Source organism: Bacteroidetes bacterium GWF2_43_63 (assembly GCA_001769275.1).
GTDB lineage: Bacteria > Bacteroidota > Bacteroidia > Bacteroidales > DTU049 > GWF2-43-63.
The window spans coordinates 65,654-88,824 of sequence record MEOQ01000020.1; the positions used below are offsets into that span (position 1 = coordinate 65,654).

The following is a 23,171-nucleotide window of genomic DNA, read 5'->3' on the forward strand; positions in this document are numbered from 1 at the left end:
ACCTAATTAGAGTTTCATGATCTGATGAACAAATTCTGACATTCGCAAAAAGTATATTCCCGGCTGCAGGTCCGATATATCAATACTTTCAGGACCACTGATTTCAACCGACAAAACCAGATTCCCGCAAGTATTAAAGATGTACACTTGCTGAGGGAACGTCATTCCATGCGGGTTTACAATAATGCTGTTGGTTGCCGGATTTGGAAATACGCCTACACTGTAATCGGTCATCTCTGAAATGGCCGTTGTGGTTTCGGCCTGCCCGGTTGCAGAATAATCGGAAAAACCATAATTATTTAATGACCGTAGTCTGAAATAATAGAGTTGACCAGGTGTCAATCCACTGACGGAATAATTAAGTCCTGTTACAATTACACTGTCAAATCCCGGCAACAATGAAGCAAAATTATCATCCGAAACAAACAAGGCATATTGGGTGGCATTGGTGCCAGCTGTCCAGCTTGCAGTAAAGGAATAATCGTCAATGACCGTAACAGTATTTGGAACAGGAGCAGCAATATCGGCCTGCAAAATAATTGAAATGGTTGTATCATTTGCAATACCTGTGGCCGAAGAGAATGGCAGATAATGGCTTTCATTCACCTGTATCGTAAGTGACGGCGATTTGAGCACATTGCTGAAAACCGCTTCACCAGCGGCATTCGACACAAGTGAATCACCATTAAACAAAACGCCTGCTGAAGACACCGGATTATCAAAAACATTTTTCAGCTGAAAAGTTACCATGTGGAATTTTTTCAGTTCAACAAGAGTTGTGGTATCACTCGAAATGACAACAGAGCCGGTATCGCTCATATGTCCCGGTAAGCTGAAAATATAATTGTATGTTCCACTGTTTAATCCATAAACTTCATTGATTCCGGCCGGATACGAAACAGAATTAAAATTCATGGCGGCATTGGTCAGTGTATCGCCGCTATCGTTTGTTACAACAAAGCTGATGTCGAAAACAGGCGTTGCAGCTTTGCGCAGAATAATGCCATCGTCGCCTACAATGTATCCGGTGCCATCGGGTGTGAACCACATTTTGTACAGCGCCCTGTATGTGCCACTTTCAACAAGTTGCCAATTCTGACCCTGATCTGTTGTTCGATATAATTTACCCATATTACCCATGGCATACCCCAAAGAATCATTCACAAAGTAGAGTTCCTGAAGGCTTACGCCGCAGTTCAGCATTTGCCCCCAGTTCAATCCACGGTCGTTTGTCATATATATTCTTCCCCAGGAATTTACAAACAATCCCGTGTCAGCATCGAAAAAGTGAATGCCCTGAATGGCAGGATTAACCGTAATCATATCAGTATATGAAACACCACCATCAAACGTATATCTGATTCCACCATTTAGAAAACCAAAAAAAGCGGTATCGGAATTCAATGCAAAACCCGAATAAACCTGGGAATAAGAACCCGATTCGGACCATGTAAGACCTACGTCATTGGTAATAAACATTCCTTCGGTGCCATAAGCAAACAGTTGGGTTGCCGATGCACGCTCAATACCTCGGGCTACTCCCATATCAATTCCGTAATTAAACTGCGTCCAGGTTTGGCAGGTGTCAGTGGACACAAAATAGGAAGAATCACTGCCAGCGGCAATTATCCGGTCTGTTGTGGCTACGCAGATTCCGCCAAGATCAATTGCTGCGCTGATTTGTGAAGTAGCCCATGTAAAGCCACCGTCTGTTGTTTGGCGGAAATAACCATTTGTTCCTGCAGCAAAGCCGGTCTGATCGTTTATAAAAACAACATCGGACAGATTTGTATTCATTTCTCCAATATGCAAAGTATCCCAGGAAATGCCATCTGTAGTGCGGATAATCAAACCACCGGGGCCTGTAGCAAGCAGGCTGCCGTCGCTCATTTTGTGCAGGCCATTCAAATCTGCTTGAGGATTATTGTACGACAGCTGCAATGTTGAACCAGTATCTGCTGTTTTGAATATATTGTTTCCATAATAATCAAGGAAGAACCCTGTTGAGTCATCGAAAAATTCAAGGTCTTTCATTGGCTCTGTAAAAATCTTATACAAACTCCAGGTCAACCCGGAATCATGACTCAATGCAAGTTTTCCATTATATGACAATAAAAATCCATTGACCGCATCCGGGAAGCTGAAGTCAAGGGGTCCGTCGCCAGTGAAACGAAATACAGAGTCCCATGACAGTCCCAGGTCATCCGACATATAAAAATCTCCATCACCTGGAATCATAAAACCCCTTCCTGCGTCATTAAACCCAAGTTTAATAATAGTATAGAGGCCTGTCAGCGAAGTTGTGATCCAGCTTGCACCACCATTCACGGTGTGTTGGGTTGCCTCGTAATCACCCACAAAAACCACTGAATCGGAGCGCACGCTCATGGTTTCAAAATAAGTGGATGGATTGTATAAAACCTCCGCCCACGTCGCACCGCCATCGGTGGTTTTCAGAATTTTCCCGAAATATCCGCCGCCGTCTTTATGCCCGCCGCGAATGTAGCCCACGTTGCTGCTGCTGAAAGCTATTTCATACAATGAGTATTTCACACCAATATACATAGCATTCCAGGTGGCTCCGCCATCGGTTGTTTTCAGAAAAGTGCCGCCCGAACCGACCGCAAAGCCATTGTTTGCATCGGTAAAAGTTACATCATAGATTTTCGAATTGTACGCTGCATTGCCAATTTCGACCCACCCCTCATCAATAGCGGTTTGCGAGTTTCCACTCAGTGATAAAACAGCAATCACCGCAAAAAACAAAATAGTTTTCATGATTTTTTTGTTACAAAGGAAACCTGAATTCAGGTCCAAATTCATCAGGAATTTTCCGGATTATGAAAGAATAAAATCCGGAGAATACCGGATGAGATGCAAATGCAGATCGCCATAATTTTGCGACAAACAAAAACACAAAACTGATGAAAACAAAAGCATTACTTGTATTTTTTCTGTCGATTTGCCTGATTACAACATCCAGGGGGCAAATAAGCCCGAACATAATTTATCCCGCGCAAGGCACATACTCTACACGGGATTATCCTTTCGATGGCAGCGATGGATATACCTACAATGCCTCCATTTACAACAAAACCCAGATTGGGCTTAGCGCCCGGGTCCGCGCACTCACCTTCTTTGTTGAAACCGCTTGCCCCGACAGTGTAACCATAACCATTGCCTATAAACATCTGACAAATGCAATGTTTGGCGGATACGACACGTATGCAAATGTCAGTGCGGGATCTACCATTGTTTTCAGCGGAAAAGTTGCCTTCGATGCCGTCGGCGAAAAAATCATCAATCTGCAAACTCCTTTTGACTATGACAACAGTAGTCATTTGGGAATATACATTTCTGCAGCCTGGGGTGGTACAGGCCCGGCTGTAGCTCCAAAATTTCGCTGCAAAGTGGTTGATTCATCCACCGAATATGTTACCATGAGCTGGGGTCAGGACAACAGTTTTCCAACATCGCAGCTTTGCCAGTTAACCGACTATCTGCCCGCAATCGGATTGAAATTTATTGCACCTGATCAGCCGGTAATCGGTGCAATACTGGATTCCTGCAACAGCATTGATCTTACTTCAATTGTTTTTGTCCCGGCTGAAGAAAATATTCTCATCGCTTACAATCATACAGGAAATATGTCAACTCCTGCTTGCGGAGTTATCTACACCACGGGTGACACCCTGAGCGACGGAACGGAAATTTTTTATGCAGGACCTGCAGGAAATCACACGCATAGCAACCTGCTTTCAGGCGCCCAATATGCCTATAAAGCCTGGGCTTTTAACACAACTACACATATCTACAGTCAAAATCCGGGCAGCACCACTGTCAATACAAATTATACTATTCCTTATCTTACATCATTCGATGGTGGAGTTGGCCTTCCAAACCTATGGACCGGCGATTTTGAGAACCTGACGGGCCATGGCGAAACTGACCAGGGTGTCGCCGCTGAGTTGACTCCGGCTGAAACATACCTCTGGGCGCAAAGTCCCAAATTCTGTGGGCTTACCGCACAATCGGTCCTCTCATTCGATTATCGTATTGTCAATGTAGCCGGATATCCATCAACAGCTACACCTGCCAGCGAAATTGATTCTGTGAAAATTGAAATGACAAATCCGGCAAGCAGCCTCTGGACACTGGTTTATGCCATTACGCCCATCAATCATGTCGCTTCGACAGACTTTGAATCCCTTTCTTTCCCTATTGGATTTTTTGCAACTGGAATGACTCAGGTACGTTTCAAAGCCTACGGCGGCACCGGATCGTACTTTGTCGATATCGATAATTTCGCCATCACCGATCCGTCAGGCATTGCCGATCAGGCTACAGAACAACTGAACATTTACCCGAATCCGGCCACCAATGTATTACATGTAATCATAGACGAAGCCGGCCCAGTGCACATTTATGATATTACCGGCCGCTCATTGATTGAACTGGAAAGTCCCGGCAATGAAACACTCCGCATTGATATTAGTACATTTAATTCCGGACTCTATCTCGTTCAATCTGGCTCACGCGAAGTAGCCAGGTTTTTCAAAGAATAATTTATTCCAATACACAAATTTATACACAGAAGCTTCGGGGTATCGGAGCTTCTTTTTTTTATTCAGTTTTTTAAATGGCCGTCTCTGGCTTTTATTTAGTATTACTGACCCTCTAAAATAGACATCCGGCATTAATGGACTGATAATAAACATACCGTAGTCATTTGTGATTCCAATAATAATTGTAACTTTGCCCTCCCAAATATGCGGATGTGGCGTAATTGGTAGCCGCGCTAGACTTAGGATCTAGTGCCGTAAGGCGTGGGGGTTCGAGTCCCTTCATCCGCACAATAATTATCATTTGTCAAAAGTTCAAAAAAGCCTTGTATGAATTTCGAATTTGAAAAAAACGCTGATCTCACTGCTTCATTAAAAACCCATATCGAACCCGCTGATTATCAGCCAAAAGTTGAGGAGAAGTTGCGCGAACACCGCCGTAAGGCCAGCATGCCTGGTTTCCGCCCCGGTAAAGTACCTTTTGGTGTTATCAAAAAAATGTATGGCAATTCCGTACTTGCTGATGAAGTTCTGCATGTCGCTTCCGAAGCCGTTTACAAGTATTTAGACGACAACAAGATCAGTTTTATTCTTTCGCCAATGATGGACGAAGAAGAAGCCCGCCTGACCGAATGGAATGAAGGCAACACCTTTACCTTCCGTTTCGACGTGGCGCTGGAGCCCGAAATTGACCCTGCCGCCGACAAATCGCTGACCTTCACCAAATATGAAATTAGTCACGATGAAGCCGATGTTGAAAAATACCTGGGCGAGATTCGCGAGCGCTATGGCAAATTCGAAAAAGCCGAGGCGGTCGATAACAATAGCTTTGTTTCTGCACAGTTGATTGAAATCGAAAACGGCGAGAAAAAAGAAGGTGGTCTGGATAAATTCATACACCTGCGTATCAGCACAATGCCGGAACATGCACAAAAGGTTTTAATCGGCAAAAAAGTCGAAGAATCCTTTGATTTCGATGTTGAAAAAGATTTTCCAAATGCTGATGAACGAACTGAAGTCTTCAACATCAGCATTGATGATGCCCGCAGCATGAAAGGAACATATCGCGTTACTTTGCAAAGTGTTCTGTCAATTACCCCTGCCGAACTTAATGAGCAGCTTTACGCACAGGTTTTCCCAGAACGAAATATCGAAAACGAAGAACAGCTGCGCGAAATCATTCGCCAGGACGTGAGCGGGACCTATGAAAAAGAAGCCCGCAAACAATTCTTCTTCGATGTTCAAAAAGAATTGAAAAACAAATTCAACTTCACCCTCCCTGAGGAATTTTTGAAAAAATTCATTCGCACCCGCTCCGAAAAGGAACTCACCGAAGAAGACCTGGAAAAGGGACTTCCTTTCTATATTGAAGAAATGAAATGGCAGCTCATCGAAAACAGACTGATAAAAAAATACAATCTGCTGATTACCCGCGAAGATATTCGCATGCACCTCAAAGAACTGCTCGGACTTGCCGACATGGACGATAACGATCCGGAAGTAAAAGCCAAAATTGACCAGGTGTATGATATCGTTTCGAAGGAAAAAGAACGCTTCAGCAATTTGGTTGACAATATGACCGATGAGCGATTGATCAAGCTTTTCGAAGAAAATTGCACCGTTGAAACCAAAGCGATGAATTGGAAAGATTTTCTTAATTTGGTGAACGAAAAAAACTAAGATTATGAACATAAACGACGAATTCAGAAAATACGCCATCGGTCACCGGGGCATCAACAGCAATGTGTTTGATAAGTACACGAAAGTCACTTCCAATTATATTTCGCCTACCATTATTGAGGAACGTCAGCTGAACATTGCCACCATGGACGTATTCTCTCGTCTGATGATGGACCGCATAATTTTTCTTGGCGTGCCGATTGACGATTATGTAGCAAACATCATTCAGGCACAGCTTCTGTTCCTCGAATCCGTTGATGCAACCAAAGACATTTCTATTTATCTCAATACGCCGGGCGGCTCTGTTTATGCCGGATTGGGCATCTACGACACCATGCAATACATTGCACCGGATATCGCAACCATCTGTACCGGCATGGCTGCTTCGATGGGCGCAGTGCTGCTTTGCGCAGGATCGGCCGGTAAACGTACCGCACTTCCTCATAGCCGCGTAATGATTCATCAGCCAATGGGCGGAGCCGAAGGTCAAGCATCGGACATGGAAATTATTGTTACTGAAATCAGGAAGTTGAAAGAGGAGCTTTATCAGATTATTGCCAATCACAGCGGACAGACTATTGAACAGGTCTGGAAAGACGGTGACCGCGACCATTGGATGATCGCAGAAGAAGCAAAAGAATACGGAATGATTGACGAAGTTCTTCGTCGCGATAAAAAATAATTTACATGTCAAAACCAACCGACCATTGCTCCTTTTGCGGCCGCGGCCAGCAGGAAGTTAAACTGCTGATCACCGGTGTAACCGGTAACATTTGCGATGCATGTGTCGACCAGGCTCAATTGATTATTAATGAAGAACTGGCTCTTAAGAATACCAAGCCATCTGGCGGAGCCGGTTTTACATTGCGCAAACCACGCGAAATATTTGAATTCCTCAACCAATACGTCATTGGCCAGGATGAGTCAAAAAAACTTCTGTCGGTTGCTGTTTACAACCATTTCAAACGAATCAAGGCGAAAGACATTGATAATGATGTTGAAATTGAAAAAAGCAACATCGTACTTGTTGGTGAAACCGGAACCGGAAAAACTTTACTTGCAAAAACCATTGCCCGCTTTCTCGATGTGCCTTTCGCCATTGCCGATGCAACAGCATTGACCGAAGCCGGCTACGTGGGCGAAGATGTCGAAAGCATACTGGCACGCCTGCTTCAGGTGGCCGACTATGATGTAAAAGCTGCTGAACGCGGGATTATTTTCATTGATGAAATTGACAAGATTTCCCGCAAATCAGACAACCCCAGCATCACACGTGATGTGAGCGGTGAAGGAGTTCAGCAGGCACTTCTCAAAATGCTTGAAGGCGCTGTTGTTAATGTTCCTCCTCAGGGCGGACGCAAGCACCCCGATCAGAAATATATTCAGGTAAACACCCAGAACATTTTGTTCATTTGTGGTGGAGCATTCGACGGCATTGAAAAATTAATTGCCAACCGTCTCAAAACATCCGTGATTGGATATAAGAAAACAGGCGAGCAAAAGGAAATTGACAAAGAAAATTTGCTCCAATATATTGCATCCGAAGACCTTCGCAAATTTGGTTTAATCCCCGAACTTGTAGGCCGGTTGCCGGTTCTGGCTCACTTGCATCCGCTGAGTGAAGAAGCCATGCTCGAAATTCTGACCAAGCCGAAAAACTCGCTGGTTAAGCAGTACAAAGCCCTTTTCGCGATGGACAACATTAGCCTTGAATTCGCGCCTGATGGCTTGAAAGAAATAGCCCATATGGCCATTAAAAGTAAGCTCGGGGCACGCGGACTTCGCTCCATCATGGAGAAAATAATGACTGATCTCATGTTCGACCTCTCGGAGAGCGGCAAAGAAGAAAAAATTAAAATTACGGCATCTTTCGTTAAAAACAAGCTGAAGAACCATCCGGAAATCCAACTCAAAGTAGCCTCGTAATCTGGCCGCAGAATTGTAACACCGACCGAAACATTCACATGAAAAAGCTGCTTATACTTCTGATCGTCGTTTTTGCTTCGGGCATGCTCGCACAAGCCCAGCCTACTACAGACGGCAGCGGTGTAGAGGACGGAATTGTAACCAAGGCCGTCATTATTGAAGGCGACACAGTCCCTCTTTTTTGGATACCAACAGTCCGAATTTACGGTCCCATTGTTTTTAAATCAAAAGTTCAGGTTATTGAATTCACCAGAATGGTGAAGCACATTAAGCGTGTTTATCCATATGCAAAGCTTATTGGAAACAAGGTGAATGAATATAACAAGTATCTGAACGGTATTGGCAACGACCGGGAACGAGAAAGAGAACTTGACCGGATAGAAAGCGAAATGAGAGCCCAGCTCGAAGATCAGCTGGTGAAACTTACGTTCACTCAGGGCAAAATCCTGATGAAGCTTATTTATCGTGAGACCAGCTTTACAACATACAATCTTATAAAAGACTTCCGGGGAGGCATCACGGCCACATTCTGGCAAACCTTCGGAAAAATATTCGGATACAATTTAAAAGTCACCTACGACCCGATCGGAATCGATCATGATATTGAAACCATTGTGGTGATGATTGAGAATGGGACAATTTGAGGTCGAGGTCAAGGTCAAGTCACGCGTCAACGTAAAAAGCTGCGAAGCTCTATCGGATGCGCCTCCGCCTCCGGAGTTTACTCCGCTGGAAGCGGAGGAGTAAATTCCAGCGCAATTTACATTAGCCGATTTATCACGTTTCACGTGATGGCAAGGCCTCGGGTTAATCGTGCACAGCACCCTAAATTTGGAGTAAGGAGTAAGTAGTAAGGAGTAAGTGGTAAGAGTTGAGCCAAATTTCCACGTTTTAAAGCGTTGTTTGTTATGCGCTGTGCACCCGGAAAAGATTTTTTCTCCTAAAAGTTTTGATTAATAAATAATTATTGTACCTTTGCAGCCCGATAAAAAAGAGAACCATGAATTTATCAATCGAAACCAAAAAACAACTCGCGGAAAAATACGGTAAAGCAGTAACCAACACCGGCGCACCGGAAGTACAGGTTGCTATTTTCACTGAAAGAATCAAGCATTTGACCGGTCACCTGAAAAGCAATAAAAAGGACTTTGTGACTGAGCGCAGCCTTCTGACTCTTGTAGGAAAGCGTAAAAAGCTCCTTACCTACATCAAAATTAAGGATATTGAAAAGTATCGTACTTTGATCCAGCAATTGGAGATCAGAAAGTAAAAATATTGACATTTTACAACGGAAGGGCAATCTGGGTATTGCCTTTCTTTATTTAAAAAACATACAAAAAAGATGAACGCTATCACACAAACATTTGAACTTCCCGACGGGCGAACCGGAACTATCGAGACCGGTAAGCTGGCCCGCCAGGCCAATGGATCTGTACTTGTCCGCATGGGCAACACCGTACTCCTTGCCACTGTCGTTTCAAACAAAGAAGCCAAAGAAAACGTTGACTTCATGCCACTTACAGTTGAATATCAGGAAAAATATGCTTCAACCGGTCGTTTTCCCGGTGGTTTTTTCAAACGTGAAGCCCGCCCTTCAGAATACGAAATTCTTATTGCCCGCATTGTGGACCGCGCGCTGCGTCCTTTATTCCCCGATAACTATCACGCCGAAACTCAGGTTTTAATTTATCTGATCTCTGGCGATACCGATACCCTCCCCGATGCATATGCGGCTCTTGCTGCATCTTCAGCCCTTGCCGTTTCGAATATTCCTTTCAATGGCCCTATTTCCGAAGCACGTGTAGCCCGCATCAATGGCGAATTTGTAATCAATCCATCTGTCAAAGATCTTGAAAATGCAGATCTGGAGCTTATGGTGGCTGCCAATGCCAAAGACATCAATATGGTGGAAGGCGAAATGAAGGAAGTGAGCGAAGATGTTATGATGGAAGCGCTCAAGTTTGCTCATTCCGCAATTAAAAAACAAATTGAAGCTCAGCTGCAGCTTGCTGCCAAAGTTGAAAAAGCAAACCCGAAACGCGAATATTGCCACGAAGTGAACGATGAAGATCTCCGCAAATCGGTTTACGACTTCTGCTATCAGCGTGCCTATGATGTGGCCAAGCGCTGCACTCCAGACAAACATCAGCGTCAGGATGATTTCGATGCCATCGAAGATGAATTTCTGGCCACCATTCCCGCAGAGGAACTTGATAGTAAAAAATCGCTTGTGGGCCGCTATTATCACGACGTGATGAAAAAAGCTGTCCGCGACATGTATTTGACCGAACGCGTTCGTCTCGATGGCCGTAAAATGGACGAAATCCGCCCGATCTGGTGCGAAGTAGATTATCTGCCGTCACCTCACGGAAGTGCAGTTTTCACCCGCGGAGAAACACAAAGTTTGACCACCGTTACCCTCGGCACCAAACTCGACGATCAGATTATTGACGGAGCTATTTTCGAAGGAACTAACAAACTTTTGCTTCATTACAATTTTCCACCCTTTTCTACCGGCGAAGCAAAAATGATGCGCGGCACCAGCCGTCGCGAAATAGGACATGGCAATCTGGCTCTCCGTGCGCTGAAAAACATGATCCCAAAGGATGATTCAAATCCATATACCATCCGGATTGTCAGTGATATTCTCGAATCAAACGGAAGCTCATCGATGGCAACTGTTTGTGCAGGAACCATGGCCCTGATGGATGCAGGCGTAAAACTACGCAAACCTGTTTCAGGAATTGCGATGGGTTTGATTACCGACTCTGAAAGCAAAAAATACTGTGTTCTCAGCGATATCCTCGGCGACGAAGATCATCTCGGCGACATGGATTTCAAAGTCACCGGAACCCTCGACGGCATCACTGCCTGTCAGATGGACATTAAAGTGGATGGCCTTTCCTACGATATTCTTGCAGAAGCTTTAGCCCAGGCTAAACGCGGTCGTGAGCACATTCTCAAAATCATTACTGAAACCATTGCTGAACCACGCGCAGAATACAAACCAAACGTTCCTCGTTTCGTTAAATTCAGCATCCCACGTGAGTTCATCGGCGCCGTTATCGGACCTGGTGGAAAAATTATTCAGGAAATTCAGCGTCAGACCGGAGCTACAATTCTTATAGAAGAAGTTGGCGATTTTGGCGTTGTTGAAATATTCTCGATTGACAAAGACAGCATGGAAGCCGCGCATAATTGGGTAAAATCAATTGTGGCTGTTCCTGAAGTTGGCGAAGTATATGAAGGTACCGTTAAAGCCATTCAGGCTTACGGCGCATTCGTAGAAATTCTTCCCGGCAAGGAAGCTTTGTTGCACGTATCTGAGATTTCCTGGGAACGAATTCAGGATGTCAACACGGTACTGAAAGTCGGTGAAAAAATTCAGGTTAAACTGATTGGCACCGATGAAAAAACCGGCAAACTCCGTCTTTCGCGTAAAGTGCTGTTACCTAAAGAAGAAAAATAATTTCATCTGTTTTGTGTAACATTCAGTTGGGGGCATCGTATAAATGCTAACCCAACCCTGAGAGAATTATATGAGGCAACTAAAAATCAGCAAGCAGGTCACCAATCGCGAAACTGCTTCATTGGACAAGTATTTACAGGAAATCGGCCGCGAAGAGCTGATCACTGCCAATGAAGAAGTCGTGTTGGCTCAGCGTATCAAGCAGGGAGATATGGCTGCTTTGGAGAAATTGACCAAAGCCAATCTCCGTTTCGTTGTTTCTGTTGCCAAGCAATATCAAAACCAGGGCCTCAGTCTTCCCGACCTTATTAATGAAGGCAATCTTGGTTTGATTAAAGCTGCCCAACGTTTCGACGAAACCCGCGGATTCAAATTCATCTCTTACGCAGTATGGTGGATTCGCCAGTCGATTCTTCAGGCTCTGGCCGAACAGTCGCGTATTGTTCGTCTGCCTCTGAATAAAATTGGCACCATCAACAAAATCAATAAGGCATTCGCTCAGCTGGAACAGGAATTTGAGCGCGAACCCGATGCGCACGAAATTGCGGCTCTGCTCGATATGCCCGACACCGAAGTGAAAGACAGTCTGCGCCACACCGGCCGCCATGTCTCCATGGATGCACCTATTGTGACCGACGAAGATACCAACCTCTATGACTTGTATGCCAACGAGGAAAGTGAACGTCCTGACAAAGGACTGCAATTCGAATCACTCAATATTGAAATTGAACGTGCCATTGCCACTTTGACACCCCGCGAGCGCGACGTTTTGAAATTCTATTTCGGGTTGAATGGCGCTGCCCAGCTTACGCTGGATGAAATCGGAGACAAGTTCGGACTCACCCGCGAGCGCGTACGTCAAATTAAGGAAAAAGCCATTCGCCGCCTGAAACATGGCAGCCGGAGCCGAAACCTTAAAGGCTATCTAGGATAAAAAATACATGTTGTGTATAAACCCTTCAGCTCCCGCATTGTGCCCAACATGCGGGAGTTTTTTTGTTGCAATTAAAAATCGATTTCATGTTTTTTCGTTATGCGTTTTAGACGTAGAATCTATCACGCTGAAAGAGTAAATCGTTACAGATTTTCATTTAGCCGCTCTTATCCCTCATTAGCGACATTGCCATCAAGTGAAACGAGACAAGCTGTTTCACGTGAGCCACACAGCACTACATATTTCGTATTTCACATCTAGTGTTTTTTACTGCTGCTTCGCCCGTCCCGGCAGCAGGGATCTGAGAAACGGGACCAGCTCTTCTCTGAATAAAATGAAGCCAATAACAGCCAGAATGATCAGGTGTAAAGTTGACATCAGATACATATTGACATCGCTGAAAGCTATTTTTGTAACCAGCAGCATAAGAATATAAATGACCGGATACAGAATGAATTTTTTGGGATTTACGGAGAACGAATAAAATCTTCTGACAAAGAAATAAAGCAGCACTACCTGCAGAATTTTAGTCATGAAATTGGCCCAAACAGCGCCCTCGATACCCGACAATTTAATTAAACTGAAAGTAACAACCACCTGAAACAACGCTACAATTGAAAAAGCCAGCGGAAGAATTTTTGTTTTTTTGAAATAATAAACCGGTGTAGTCAGATACAAAAACCAAACGCGCGAAACCATGCCAGCCATAAGAATCGGTAACAAATCGAACGATTGATACAGGTCTTTATTCGAAATAATTAACGGGACAAAAAACACCACGCAAACATACAGCAACGGCATGCTGATCTGATTGATTACTGTGAACCCATTGAAGTATTTATTAATCTCAACATTGCCTTCAGGCTTATCACCATGCTTCTTCCAAATTTGAAAAACTTTCGGATTGATTGCGGCAGACAAGCCAACCTGCAATAATTCAATTATCAGCGTAATTTTGACGGCAAAATCGAAAACAGCAACTTCGCTCTCACTCAGAATTCCGAGAATGAAGTAACGGTCGATGTTGGCAATAACCCACGAAAGCAAATAGAAAATAAACAGCGGCGTGCAATAGATCAATAAATCCTTGAGTATGCTTTTTGAAAATTCAAACCTACTTTCGCGCCCAAAATAAATCAATGCCCAAATGAATGTTGATGAGGCCGAAATGAAACGCCCCCAGATGGGTCCATCAAGGGACATAGGGAACAAATACAATCCGCTTACAGAGAAAGCAATCACCAGCACAAAATGCAGCATATTGCTCCAGAAATAGGGGTTTGGTTTCTGTCGGTAAATCATTAGCGCCGTGTAAGCCTTGAAAATACCAGTAAACAATCCCGTCAAAATTGATAGAAATCCAAATGGGAAGAAGTTTACATCCTTTCCGGGAAAAATAAAAGTAAACAGAAAATCTCCAACGGTCGAAAAAATCAGCGTCATCGCCGCCCCGAATATTAATAAAAACAGCGCAGCAGTCCCAATAAATCTACGACTTTGCGCAGGGGAATCTGAGTTGTGGATGTAGTTAATCCCCAGATAATTGTCGGCTGAATAAATAAACAGGACTCTGACCAGCTCGCTCAAAGCGATATAGATAGCAAGCAAGCCAAAATCTTCGGTAGTCAGCAGATTGGAGTTTCCATAGAAAGGCAATAGCACTACGCTGGATGCCAATGGAAGTGCACCTATGAAAGAATAGATGAACGAAGATTTTATAAACGACTTTGATATGCCCTGGCTCATGTAAAACCGCTGTGTTTTTACGCTTGCTGCAAAATTAAGAATAATAACCTAGACCGGCCTACTAATATTATGTCTGACTCCTATCGCAACAGAGTCACACTGCCTGAGGGCTGAGCAGGAAGGCATATTGCCCCCCAGACAAAAATCAAAACAAACAGCAAACGATTCATAAAAGCAATCTTCCAAATTATTGAACAATTTTTAGACAAAAGTAAGAATGAATAGTTGAACACGTATATTTATAAATTACTACATTAGCAATTAAATCATCAGGCAAATCATGTCATCGTTTACATTACTCAATGCGTCGGCAGGCTCTGGAAAAACCCAGCGGATTACACTGGAAATGCTCAGGCTAATTCTTCCCAATCCGTCCGAAGCATCACGCATTCTTTCAATTACCTTCACCAACAAAGCAGCCGGAGAAATGAAGGATCGCATGATCAGCTCACTGGCCGAAATTGCCCGGGACCCTGAGAAAAGTCGCATGTTGCCGGCATTGCTGCAGGCGTTTCCTCAAAAAACGACGGGTCAATTAAGCCAGATGGCCGACACCGCGCTGAAATACGTGCTCCATCATTATTCAGATATAGCCATCAGCACCATCGACAGCTTTATGCAGCGCATCATTCGCACCTTTGCACGCGAACTCCAATTGCCAGCCAATTACGAAGTGACAGTGGGCGATGATGAATTGAATGAACTGATCATTTCTACAATAATCGACAATGCCAATCTTGATGACAATATCACCCGGGTACTGAAGGAAATTATCCGCATGCAAATGGACGAGGCCAACAGTCCACTGCGCTTAGCTGAAGAATTGCTGCCGCTTGTAAGACATCTCACGCAGGAAGCTTCGGTCCGGACGGTGGACAGTGCCCTCGAAACTGGCTCCAGTAAAATGATTAAGGCCTTTGACACGCTGCTTGCCAAAAACAAAAGTATTGCTGCAAGTATTCGCAAAAATCTGCACGAATTAAATAAAATTCTTGTAAAAGAAAATCTAAATGAAGAAGACTTTATTAAAAAAGGAAATTCGAAATCAATTTACAGTTACATAAATAATTTATCTCTCAGTTTCAAGACAAACAAGCTTTCAGCTTCAATGATGAAAATACTCGAGAGCGGTCAGTTTTTAGTAAGTCCGAGACCAGAAGCCGAGCGTGAAATCCAAAAATTATTATTCGAAATATTTGAATTAATACCTGACTATTACTACGGCCGTATGATGGCCAAACGCTTTCCTGTAGTTGCCTTGCTGAGCGAGATCTGGAAGTTTCGCGAAGAATATAAAATTGAAAAAAATGTATTGCCGGTTTCGGACTTTAACCGGATTATACGCGAAGTACTGAGCAAGGAACCTGTGCCTTTCATATACCTGCGCGCCGGCAGCCGCTATAAAACCATCATGATTGATGAGTTTCAGGATACAAGTCTGATGCAGTGGCTCAATTTGCTGCCACTGATTCATGAATCACTTGCGCGTGGAAACACATCGTGGGTTGTGGGCGATCCGAAGCAAAGCATTTATCGCTGGCGCAATGGAAAAGTGGAAATCATGCTTGGCCTACCCGATATTTTCGAAGGAAGCGAAGATACTTTTGATGCGGAAGGAATTATTAAAAGTTCTTTCAGAAAAGAAGACATGGAATTCAATTACCGCTCCGACAAAAATATTGTCAATTTCAATTCATGCTTCTTCGATTACATCAAAACGCGCTTTATCAGCTCGCTGAGCGATGAAGAGATGAGTGAATCCGTAAACAAAAAACTTAATATCTACGCCGGGGTTTACGATCAAATCGAACAAAAACCAAGCGCTTCTACTTCCGGATATGTTGAATGCCGCATCTACGACGGAAAGCTTAAGGACAATAAAGATCAATGGCTCGAAGATATTGTTGAGACGATCAGAAACTGTCAAAGACTAAATTACAAGCTCAGCGATATTGCAATTTTAAGCCGCCAGAACGATATCGGTGTTGCTATCAGCGCGTATCTGATGGGGCTTAAAGAGTCGATCCCTGTGATATCGCGCGAAACGTTGCAGTTTCGCACATCTCCGCATTGCCGGTTGGCTATGTGTATGTACAGGCTGACTCATTGCCCCACCGATGACCTCAATGCCACTCAAACATGGCTCCTGCTGCGACAATACACCGATACCGACTTTAGTACCTCGCCAGAAATTACTGATTTTCTCATGCAGAAAAAAGGCGTTCGCGGAAAAATGCTGTTGGATTTTCTAGCACAAATGTTTGAATCATTGGATCCGGAATCACTTGTGTTTCTGCCGCCTGTAGATCAGCTTGACATTATTATTCACTCATTGGAAATTTGTGACAAAGGAGGTTTCTTCCTATTGTTTCTTCGCGAATCGATCATGAAAGAACAGGATAAGATTGGCTACAATTCCGAAGTACTTTGGAAATGGTGGATTGCAAAAGGACAAACAACCAGCGTCATCGTTCCTGATGCGGGAGATGCTGTAAATATCATGTCAATTCACAGTTCCAAAGGGCTCCAGTTCCCGGTTGTAATAATGCCCTACTTCAATATTGATGAAACAACAAGCATTAAAAGAAATCTTTTCTGGCATCCGGTAGACGAAGAAAAATGGGGCGTACCCTACTCTGTAGTGAACTATACCAATGAACCTCCGGGTAATGACCTACGCGAACAATATCAGCTTGAACGGGCCAAAAGCACGATGGATACAATAAATCTGATGTATGTCGGAACGACCCGCGCAGAAGAAAAGTTGTTTATATTTTCATTTCTGTCGCCAGAAAAACCACCAAAAGAAAACAGCAAGTCCAAAAAGAAAGAACCGGAAGCGCCGGCCGAAACTCCGCTGCAAACTGACTCTGCAAAGGCCCTGCGTGATTTTATCCGATCTGAAAAAATTCCTTTTTCCGAAAAAGCGCGTGAGCATTATACAAGCTGGACCATGGGAAATTTTTCAGAGGTAAGAGAACGAAAAAATAAAGAGGATAAGAGTTTTAAAGTAGAGAAATTCCGTGTAAATCCAAACAAACCACTGGACTCGTTGCGCAAAAGCAAAACCGGCTTCGACAGTGCTGAACTGCGCGAATCGGCTATGAAGGGAAAAATTATTCATGAATTGCTTTCCGGAATTTCTGAAGAATCAGACATTATTCCAGTGATTGAAAGCTATACCGGTAATGGCTGGATAGAAAACGAACAGAAAGAAAAATACATTCAGCTTGTCAGTACAATTGTACGGCAATTCCCATTTGCGTTTCCAGGCGCCAACTACGTTATGAGCGAAAGAGAAATTGCTGACAAAGATGGTTTGGTTTGGCGTCCCGATCGCATGATATGCGGCAGCAATAATAAATGGAGCGTAATCGATTTTAAAACCGGCCGCGAAAAAAAAGAACACAAAGAACAGGTGATGCACTATTCGCAACTGCTAACGGAGGCAGGCATGAGCGTTGAATCATCGCATATTATCTACATCGATACTGAGAAATTTGAAGCGAGGGCTGTTGAAATATAATTTTTTCACCCCAAACTACTCCACCCCAAACTACTCCACCCCTAACTTTTTCACCCCTAACTTCATCAAAGTTTTAAACTTTGATGAAGTTTATCAGGGTGAAAAAGTTTGGTGGAGTAGTTTTTACGACATCGTAATATTATAAACAGCTCCGTTGATCGTTACAGTTGCTGCGGCATCACAAGCGCCATCGCCGTAGTTTACGAGCATGGTGAATGTTCCGCTTGTCAGCGTCAGCGATCCGGCTGTAATCCAGCGGCAGCCGACTTGTACGCGTAAAGCGGTATTGATAACGACATCAAATTCTTCGTCCTGAATATTTACTCCGGAAGCTGTTCCGGTGATCATGTATACATCGTCCCATGGATTTAAAACAGTGGCTTCACCTTCAATCCATTCGTGCTGCCTTGTTGATGTCCATTCAATGGTGCCTGTGGTGTTTGAAACTGTTCCATCTACAAACAGAGCGTAGACAAGATTTCCGGCAAGGTTATGTCCCATGTTTGTTATGGTTTTTGTTCCCTGCACCAGATTATCATTTACATAATAGTTTTGTGGCGTCACGGTAATTACGGTTGCACTATCGCGATACCAGCCAGTTGTGGTCATCGTAACAATTCCGCGCCTATAGCGGCCATCCGTTCCCAGACAATTGGTTGTGCCGAAATCTACGGTCACTGTTTTCGGGAAAGTAGTGAGGTCAAAAGGTGTAATCGTCAATGTGGCACAGGATGCCATTGATTCCATGCAATTCTTAGAGCCTCCCGCAGAATCCTGCGCAGCAATCATTCCGTCAGTAGCCTGCTTGAACACATCGCTAAACATGTTTTCGGCTGTGGCATTATCGATGGCAGACTGGTAATTATTTTTGTCCTGATCATCATCCTCATCTTTATTACATGATGATAAAAAAGACACTGAGCAAAGAGCAAGTGCTAGCAAAAAAAGGAAGCTTCTTTTCATAATTGAATTTTTGTTTTAGACCTGACAAAGCAGGGCAAAGTTTAATGACGAAGCTGTGCGAAGTTTATAAAGTTGTGCGAAGTTTATAAACTTCGCACAACTTTAAATCCGCACAAAAACTAAATACTGATATTCAATTCCGCTTTTCGAATCAACCATAATATCCGATTCATCGACGAGTTCCCACTCTTTTTCATTGAGCTCGGGGAAAAAAGTATCGGCTTCATATTCTCCGTCAACGCAGGTGAGATAAAGCTTTGAGGTGTGTGGCAACAGCTGTTCATACATGCTTGCTCCACCCATCACGAAATTTTCAGTATCGCCTTTGCATAAATCAAATACTTCATCCATTGATCTAACTTCCTCTGCACCCGTCTCTCCGAGCGGATCTGGTGAAAGCACTACGTTGCGACGATTGGGCAAAGGCCGCTTGGGAAGCGAAAACCAGGTGTTGCGGCCCATGATAACGGTATGATCGGTTGTGATTTCCTTGAATCTTTTCAAATCGTCTGACAAATGCCAGGGAAGTGTATTACGAATGCCAATGCCGTTTTTGGAATCAACAGCGACAATCATGCTGAGGTTTGGAATAACTTGTGCCATAAGGTTTATTTAAACTGCTACTACCGCCTTGATGTGTGGATGCGGGTCGTAGCCGGTAATGGAAAAATCTTCGAATTTAAAATCAAAAATATTTTTTACTTCCGGATTGATTTCGAGTTTCGGAAGCGGCCTGCAATCGCGGCTTAACTGCAATTGTGCCTGTTCGATATGATTCAGATACAAATGCGCATCGCCGAATGTGTGAACAAAATCGCCAGCCTGCAAATCAGTGGCCTGCGCAACCATATGCAGCAAAAATGCATACGAAGCAATATTAAAAGGGACGCCCAGAAAAATATCGGCGCTGCGCTGATACAGCTGGCACGACAACTTTCCATTGGCTACATAAAACTGAAAAAGTAAATGACAGGGCGGCAATTTCATTTTCGGAACATCGGCCACATTCCATGCGCTGACAATAAGTCTGCGCGAATCGGGCGTCTTCTTTATCTGTTCAATCAATTCCGAAATCTGATCGATGGTTTGCCCTTCGCTTCCTTTCCAACTGCGCCATTGCGAGCCATAGACCGGCCCAAGATTTCCGCTTTCATCGGCCCATTCATCCCAGATGGAAACTCCGTTTTCTTTCAAATACTTTGTATTGGTATCGCCTTTTAGAAACCAAAGCAGTTCGTGCAAAATACTTTTTGTATGCAGTTTTTTTGTGGTCAGTAGCGGAAAACCTTCCTGAAGATTGAACCGCATCTGATATCCAAACACGCTCACAGTGCCAGTTCCAGTGCGATCGGTTTTCTTCACGCCGTTTTCGAGCACATGCCGCATTAAATCGTGGTATTGTTTCATTACTCCGTCTTTTCAGTTTGATGTTCCGGGTGCCCAAATTTAACCAAAAAACTTTGAGGGTAGGCTGCGCTTAACGAGTTTTTCAGTTTTGATGCTTCTTCAATCGAAGCACATTTTCCACAAAGCACACGGAACCAGATTTTTCCATACACTTCGGCCTGCATGATACGGGCTTCTGGAAATTTTCCATCTACTTTTTTCAACAGTATATCTGCATTTTGCTGCATGCCAAAACTTCCAAGCTGAACTGAGTAGAAGGTTGATGAATCCGGGCTTGTGGCCACGTATTTCACAGCTTCACGCGGAATATATTTCGCAGGTTTATCAATTGTTTTTGTTTCGGTTTTTAAATCATTTTTAGTTTCTTTGACTCCTTTCACAACAGGGATTTCTTTCTGCTTTACCTTTGTTGATGCAAGCAATGGCCTATTGATTGATGCCACACCGATAATTTCGCAATCAACGGTGACAAGTCCCTGCGCAATAAAACCAAGTGTGTCGGCAGCGGCTTTGCTCAGATCGATCATGCGGCCGGCAATGAAAGGCCCACGGTCATTGATTTTCACAATACATGATTTTCCATTGCTTCTGTTGGTTACTTTCACCAGCGTTCCGAATGCGAGCTGTTTGTGTGCAGCCGTCATCGAATCCATTGAAAAAATTTCTCCACTGGCGGTGGCACGACCATGAAAAGGAATACCATAATAAGAAGCCACACCGGAAAATTTTGAACCGACCTGCGCGTTGCATATTGTTGAAAAAACAACGAACATTAAAAAAAACAACACAACCGGAATGGTCGTTGTCATTCCCTGTCGTGTTGTTTTAGTATTCATAAGTATATCTCCGGTACTAAATTAATGAGATACATTCTGCAGATTCGGATCATCCGGATTGTGCTTGTGCCTGAAGAAAATCGCAAACAAAACAGCAACAACGAGTGCATAGGCAGCAAAGAGAAGCCAAATGTTTCTCCAGTCGCGCACCCCATTTGCATCGGTATAGTATTGCTGAATGACATATCCGCTTATAGTACTTCCCATGATAGCGCCAAATCCATTAGTCATCATCATAAACAATCCTTGAGCGCTTGAACGAATCGAAGGTTTGGTGGTGGTTTCAACAAACAGGGATCCTGAAATATTGAAGAAATCGAAAGCCATTCCGTAAATAATGCAGCTCAGAATGATCATCCATAGACCATCGAGCGGATTACCCAATCCGAATAAAGCAAAACGAAGCACCCATGCAATCATACTTATGAGCATCACTTTCTTGATTCCGAATCTTTTCATAAAGAACGGAATGGCAAGAATGAACAGGGTTTCGGACATCTGAGAGATGGACATGATAATTGTTGAATATCGCACGACAAATGAATCTGCATATTCAGGAATTTTCTCAAACTCGCCCAGGAACAAATCACCGTAAGCATTTGTCAACTGCAGAGCAGCGCCAAGGAACATTGAAAAAATAAAGAACAGCGCCATTTTGGTTGATTTGAACAATTCAAATGCATCGAGTCCAAGCATCTGAATGAATGTTCTGTTTTCCACCTTTTTCCCCAATGGCGGGCATTTCGGCAATGTGAACGAATATAATCCAAGTAAAACAGAAATGGCTCCGGCAATATAAAACTGATTTTCCGAAGCCTTGTTTCCGGTCAGATTGACAACCCACATAGCAGCAATGAAGCCAATGGTGCCAAAAACACGAATGGGGGGAAAGGCTTTTACAACATCGAGTCCGCTGTTTTTAAGCGCGGTATATGAAACCGAATTAGTTAAAGCAATGGTTGGCATATAAAAAATCATTGCCACCAGAATACCCCAGAAAAACCCAGCCGGAGTCTGGATTTGCGGCAGATAGAATAACGCAGCTCCACTCAAAAGATGAAGAATTCCATAGAGTTTTTCAGCATTCATCCAGCGGTCGGCCACAATCCCCATGAGTGCAGGCATAAACAGGGAGGCGATTCCCATGGTTGAAAAAATAATTCCGAATTCAGCTCCAGACCATTGTTTGTTTCCAAACCAAAAGTTGCCGATGGTAATCAGCCAGGATCCCCAGATATAAAACTGGAGAAAATTCATGACTGTAAGTCTTAGTTTCAGTCCCATAACAGAAATATTTTGTGATTATTTTCTACGGTTAATTTCATCGCGAATCTGCGATGCCAGCTCATAGTCTTCATTCTCGATGGCTTCGGTCAGCATGGCTTCAAGTTCATCGAGTGTCAGCGAAGCGAGGCCAGAAGCGGAATTCACAGGAGTTTCCTTTTCGTCTGATTCTTCTTCGATGGTCTCAGGTTCTTGCTCATCGAAGATAACACCCACTTCGTTCAAAATATCTTCACTGGTGTAAATCGGACAATTGAAGCGGATTGCAAGTGCTACAGCATCGCTTGTGCGGGAATCGAGCGTATGGATCTGATTCTCCTTTTCGAAAACAAGCATGCTGTGAAAAACACCTTCTTCAAACCGATGAATAAAAACCTCGTTGAGCTTTATGTTGAATGAAAGCGCCAGGCTACGAAAAAGGTCATGTGTGAGCGGCCGGGTCGGTTTCATCTTCTCCATTTCAATAGCAATGCTTTGCGCTTCGAACTGACCGATAATGATCGGTAGCTTGCGCTGACCGCCCGATTCGGACAGAATAAGTGTGTAAGCACCACTCTGCGAATAGCTGTAACTAATGCCGCTTATTTCGAGTTCAACTTTTTCCATACCGAAAATCCGGATAAAAGTAAGAAATCTTATTTAATATGTACGCATCTTTTTAATGGGATTTTCAACCGGGGGATGTTGGTTTTGAGGATTTGTTGCCCCGTCACGGATTACAAATCCGCGCCAGTGATGGGCACAGGGCTCAACGACATGTGAGCAATTAAGTTCAACGCTTGCGATAGCTATCGCAACAGGTCGCTTCACGACGCAGAGAGGTTGAACTTCCAGGCTC

17 protein-coding genes and 1 tRNA gene are annotated in these 23,171 nt (G+C 43.7%); 10 read left to right on the plus strand and 8 right to left on the minus strand.

All coding sequences use genetic code 11. The features are described from left to right. Positions 1–6: 6 nt before the first annotated feature. On the minus strand, positions 7–2,778 hold the full coding sequence (locus A2W93_13750) for a hypothetical protein (protein OFY55053.1): 2,772 nt from the start codon (positions 2,776–2,778) through the stop codon (positions 7–9). Positions 2,779–2,924: 146 nt separating this feature from the next. On the opposite strand from A2W93_13750, the gene A2W93_13755 reads away from it, so the two are divergent. The 9 genes from A2W93_13755 to A2W93_13795 all read left to right on the plus strand — a co-directional run bounded on the left by A2W93_13755 (position 2,925) and on the right by A2W93_13795 (position 12,571). Beyond that, a complete protein-coding gene (locus A2W93_13755; protein OFY55054.1) occupies positions 2,925–4,565 on the plus strand; it encodes a hypothetical protein in 1,641 nt (546 codons plus the stop codon). A 206-nt stretch (positions 4,566–4,771) separates the two neighbouring features. Continuing rightward, positions 4,772–4,856, plus strand: a tRNA-Leu gene (locus tag A2W93_13760). A 36-nt stretch (positions 4,857–4,892) separates the two neighbouring features. Next, positions 4,893–6,242: a trigger factor gene (locus tag A2W93_13765; GenBank protein ID OFY55055.1), complete on the plus strand. Its 1,350-nt coding sequence runs from the start codon at positions 4,893–4,895 to the stop codon at positions 6,240–6,242. Between the two features lie 4 nt (positions 6,243–6,246). Further along, on the plus strand, positions 6,247–6,924 hold the full coding sequence (locus A2W93_13770) for an ATP-dependent Clp protease proteolytic subunit (GenBank protein ID OFY55056.1): 678 nt from the start codon (positions 6,247–6,249) through the stop codon (positions 6,922–6,924). 5 nt (positions 6,925–6,929) lie between these two features. Then, on the plus strand, positions 6,930–8,168 hold the full coding sequence (locus A2W93_13775; GenBank protein ID OFY55057.1) for an ATP-dependent protease ATP-binding subunit ClpX: 1,239 nt from the start codon (positions 6,930–6,932) through the stop codon (positions 8,166–8,168). A 38-nt stretch (positions 8,169–8,206) separates the two neighbouring features. Next, the gene (locus tag A2W93_13780) at positions 8,207–8,812 is read left to right on the plus strand and encodes a hypothetical protein (GenBank protein ID OFY55058.1); all 606 of its coding nucleotides are present in this window, start codon (positions 8,207–8,209) and stop codon (positions 8,810–8,812) included. Between the two features lie 356 nt (positions 8,813–9,168). Beyond that, a complete protein-coding gene (locus A2W93_13785) occupies positions 9,169–9,438 on the plus strand; it encodes a 30S ribosomal protein S15 (protein OFY55059.1) in 270 nt (89 codons plus the stop codon). A 72-nt stretch (positions 9,439–9,510) separates the two neighbouring features. After that, positions 9,511–11,637, plus strand: coding sequence for a polyribonucleotide nucleotidyltransferase (locus A2W93_13790; GenBank protein ID OFY55060.1), 2,127 nt, complete (start codon positions 9,511–9,513; stop codon positions 11,635–11,637). Between the two features lie 70 nt (positions 11,638–11,707). Next, positions 11,708–12,571, plus strand: a complete 864-nt coding sequence (locus A2W93_13795) for an RNA polymerase subunit sigma (protein OFY55061.1) — start codon at positions 11,708–11,710, stop codon at positions 12,569–12,571. Positions 12,572–12,838: 267 nt separating this feature from the next. On the opposite strand, the gene A2W93_13800 is transcribed toward A2W93_13795, so the two are convergent. Beyond that, entirely contained in the window at positions 12,839–14,317 is a 1,479-nt protein-coding gene (locus tag A2W93_13800; protein ID OFY55062.1) for a hypothetical protein, read from the minus strand. A 280-nt stretch (positions 14,318–14,597) separates the two neighbouring features. Here A2W93_13800 and A2W93_13805 point away from each other — a divergent pair, with 280 nt between their 5' ends. Continuing rightward, a complete protein-coding gene (locus tag A2W93_13805; protein ID OFY55063.1) occupies positions 14,598–17,843 on the plus strand; it encodes a hypothetical protein in 3,246 nt (1,081 codons plus the stop codon). 123 nt (positions 17,844–17,966) lie between these two features. On the opposite strand, the gene A2W93_13810 is transcribed toward A2W93_13805, so the two are convergent. The 6 genes from A2W93_13810 to A2W93_13835 form a co-directional block, all read right to left on the minus strand. Then, positions 17,967–18,806, minus strand: coding sequence for a hypothetical protein (locus tag A2W93_13810; GenBank protein OFY55064.1), 840 nt, complete (start codon positions 18,804–18,806; stop codon positions 17,967–17,969). 102 nt (positions 18,807–18,908) lie between these two features. Continuing rightward, positions 18,909–19,409: a hypothetical protein gene (locus A2W93_13815; protein OFY55065.1), complete on the minus strand. Its 501-nt coding sequence runs from the start codon at positions 19,407–19,409 to the stop codon at positions 18,909–18,911. Between the two features lie 9 nt (positions 19,410–19,418). After that, positions 19,419–20,213: a thymidylate synthase gene (locus A2W93_13820; protein OFY55066.1), complete on the minus strand. Its 795-nt coding sequence runs from the start codon at positions 20,211–20,213 to the stop codon at positions 19,419–19,421. Then, entirely contained in the window at positions 20,213–21,049 is an 837-nt protein-coding gene (locus A2W93_13825; GenBank protein ID OFY55067.1) for a hypothetical protein, read from the minus strand. Before A2W93_13825 ends, A2W93_13820 begins: the two co-directional genes overlap by 1 nt. 21 nt (positions 21,050–21,070) lie before the next feature. Continuing rightward, positions 21,071–22,333, minus strand: a complete 1,263-nt coding sequence (locus A2W93_13830) for a nucleoside permease (protein OFY55068.1) — start codon at positions 22,331–22,333, stop codon at positions 21,071–21,073. 18 nt (positions 22,334–22,351) lie between these two features. Continuing rightward, on the minus strand, positions 22,352–22,939 hold the full coding sequence (locus tag A2W93_13835) for a hypothetical protein (protein ID OFY55069.1): 588 nt from the start codon (positions 22,937–22,939) through the stop codon (positions 22,352–22,354). Positions 22,940–23,171: the final 232 nt, after the last annotated feature.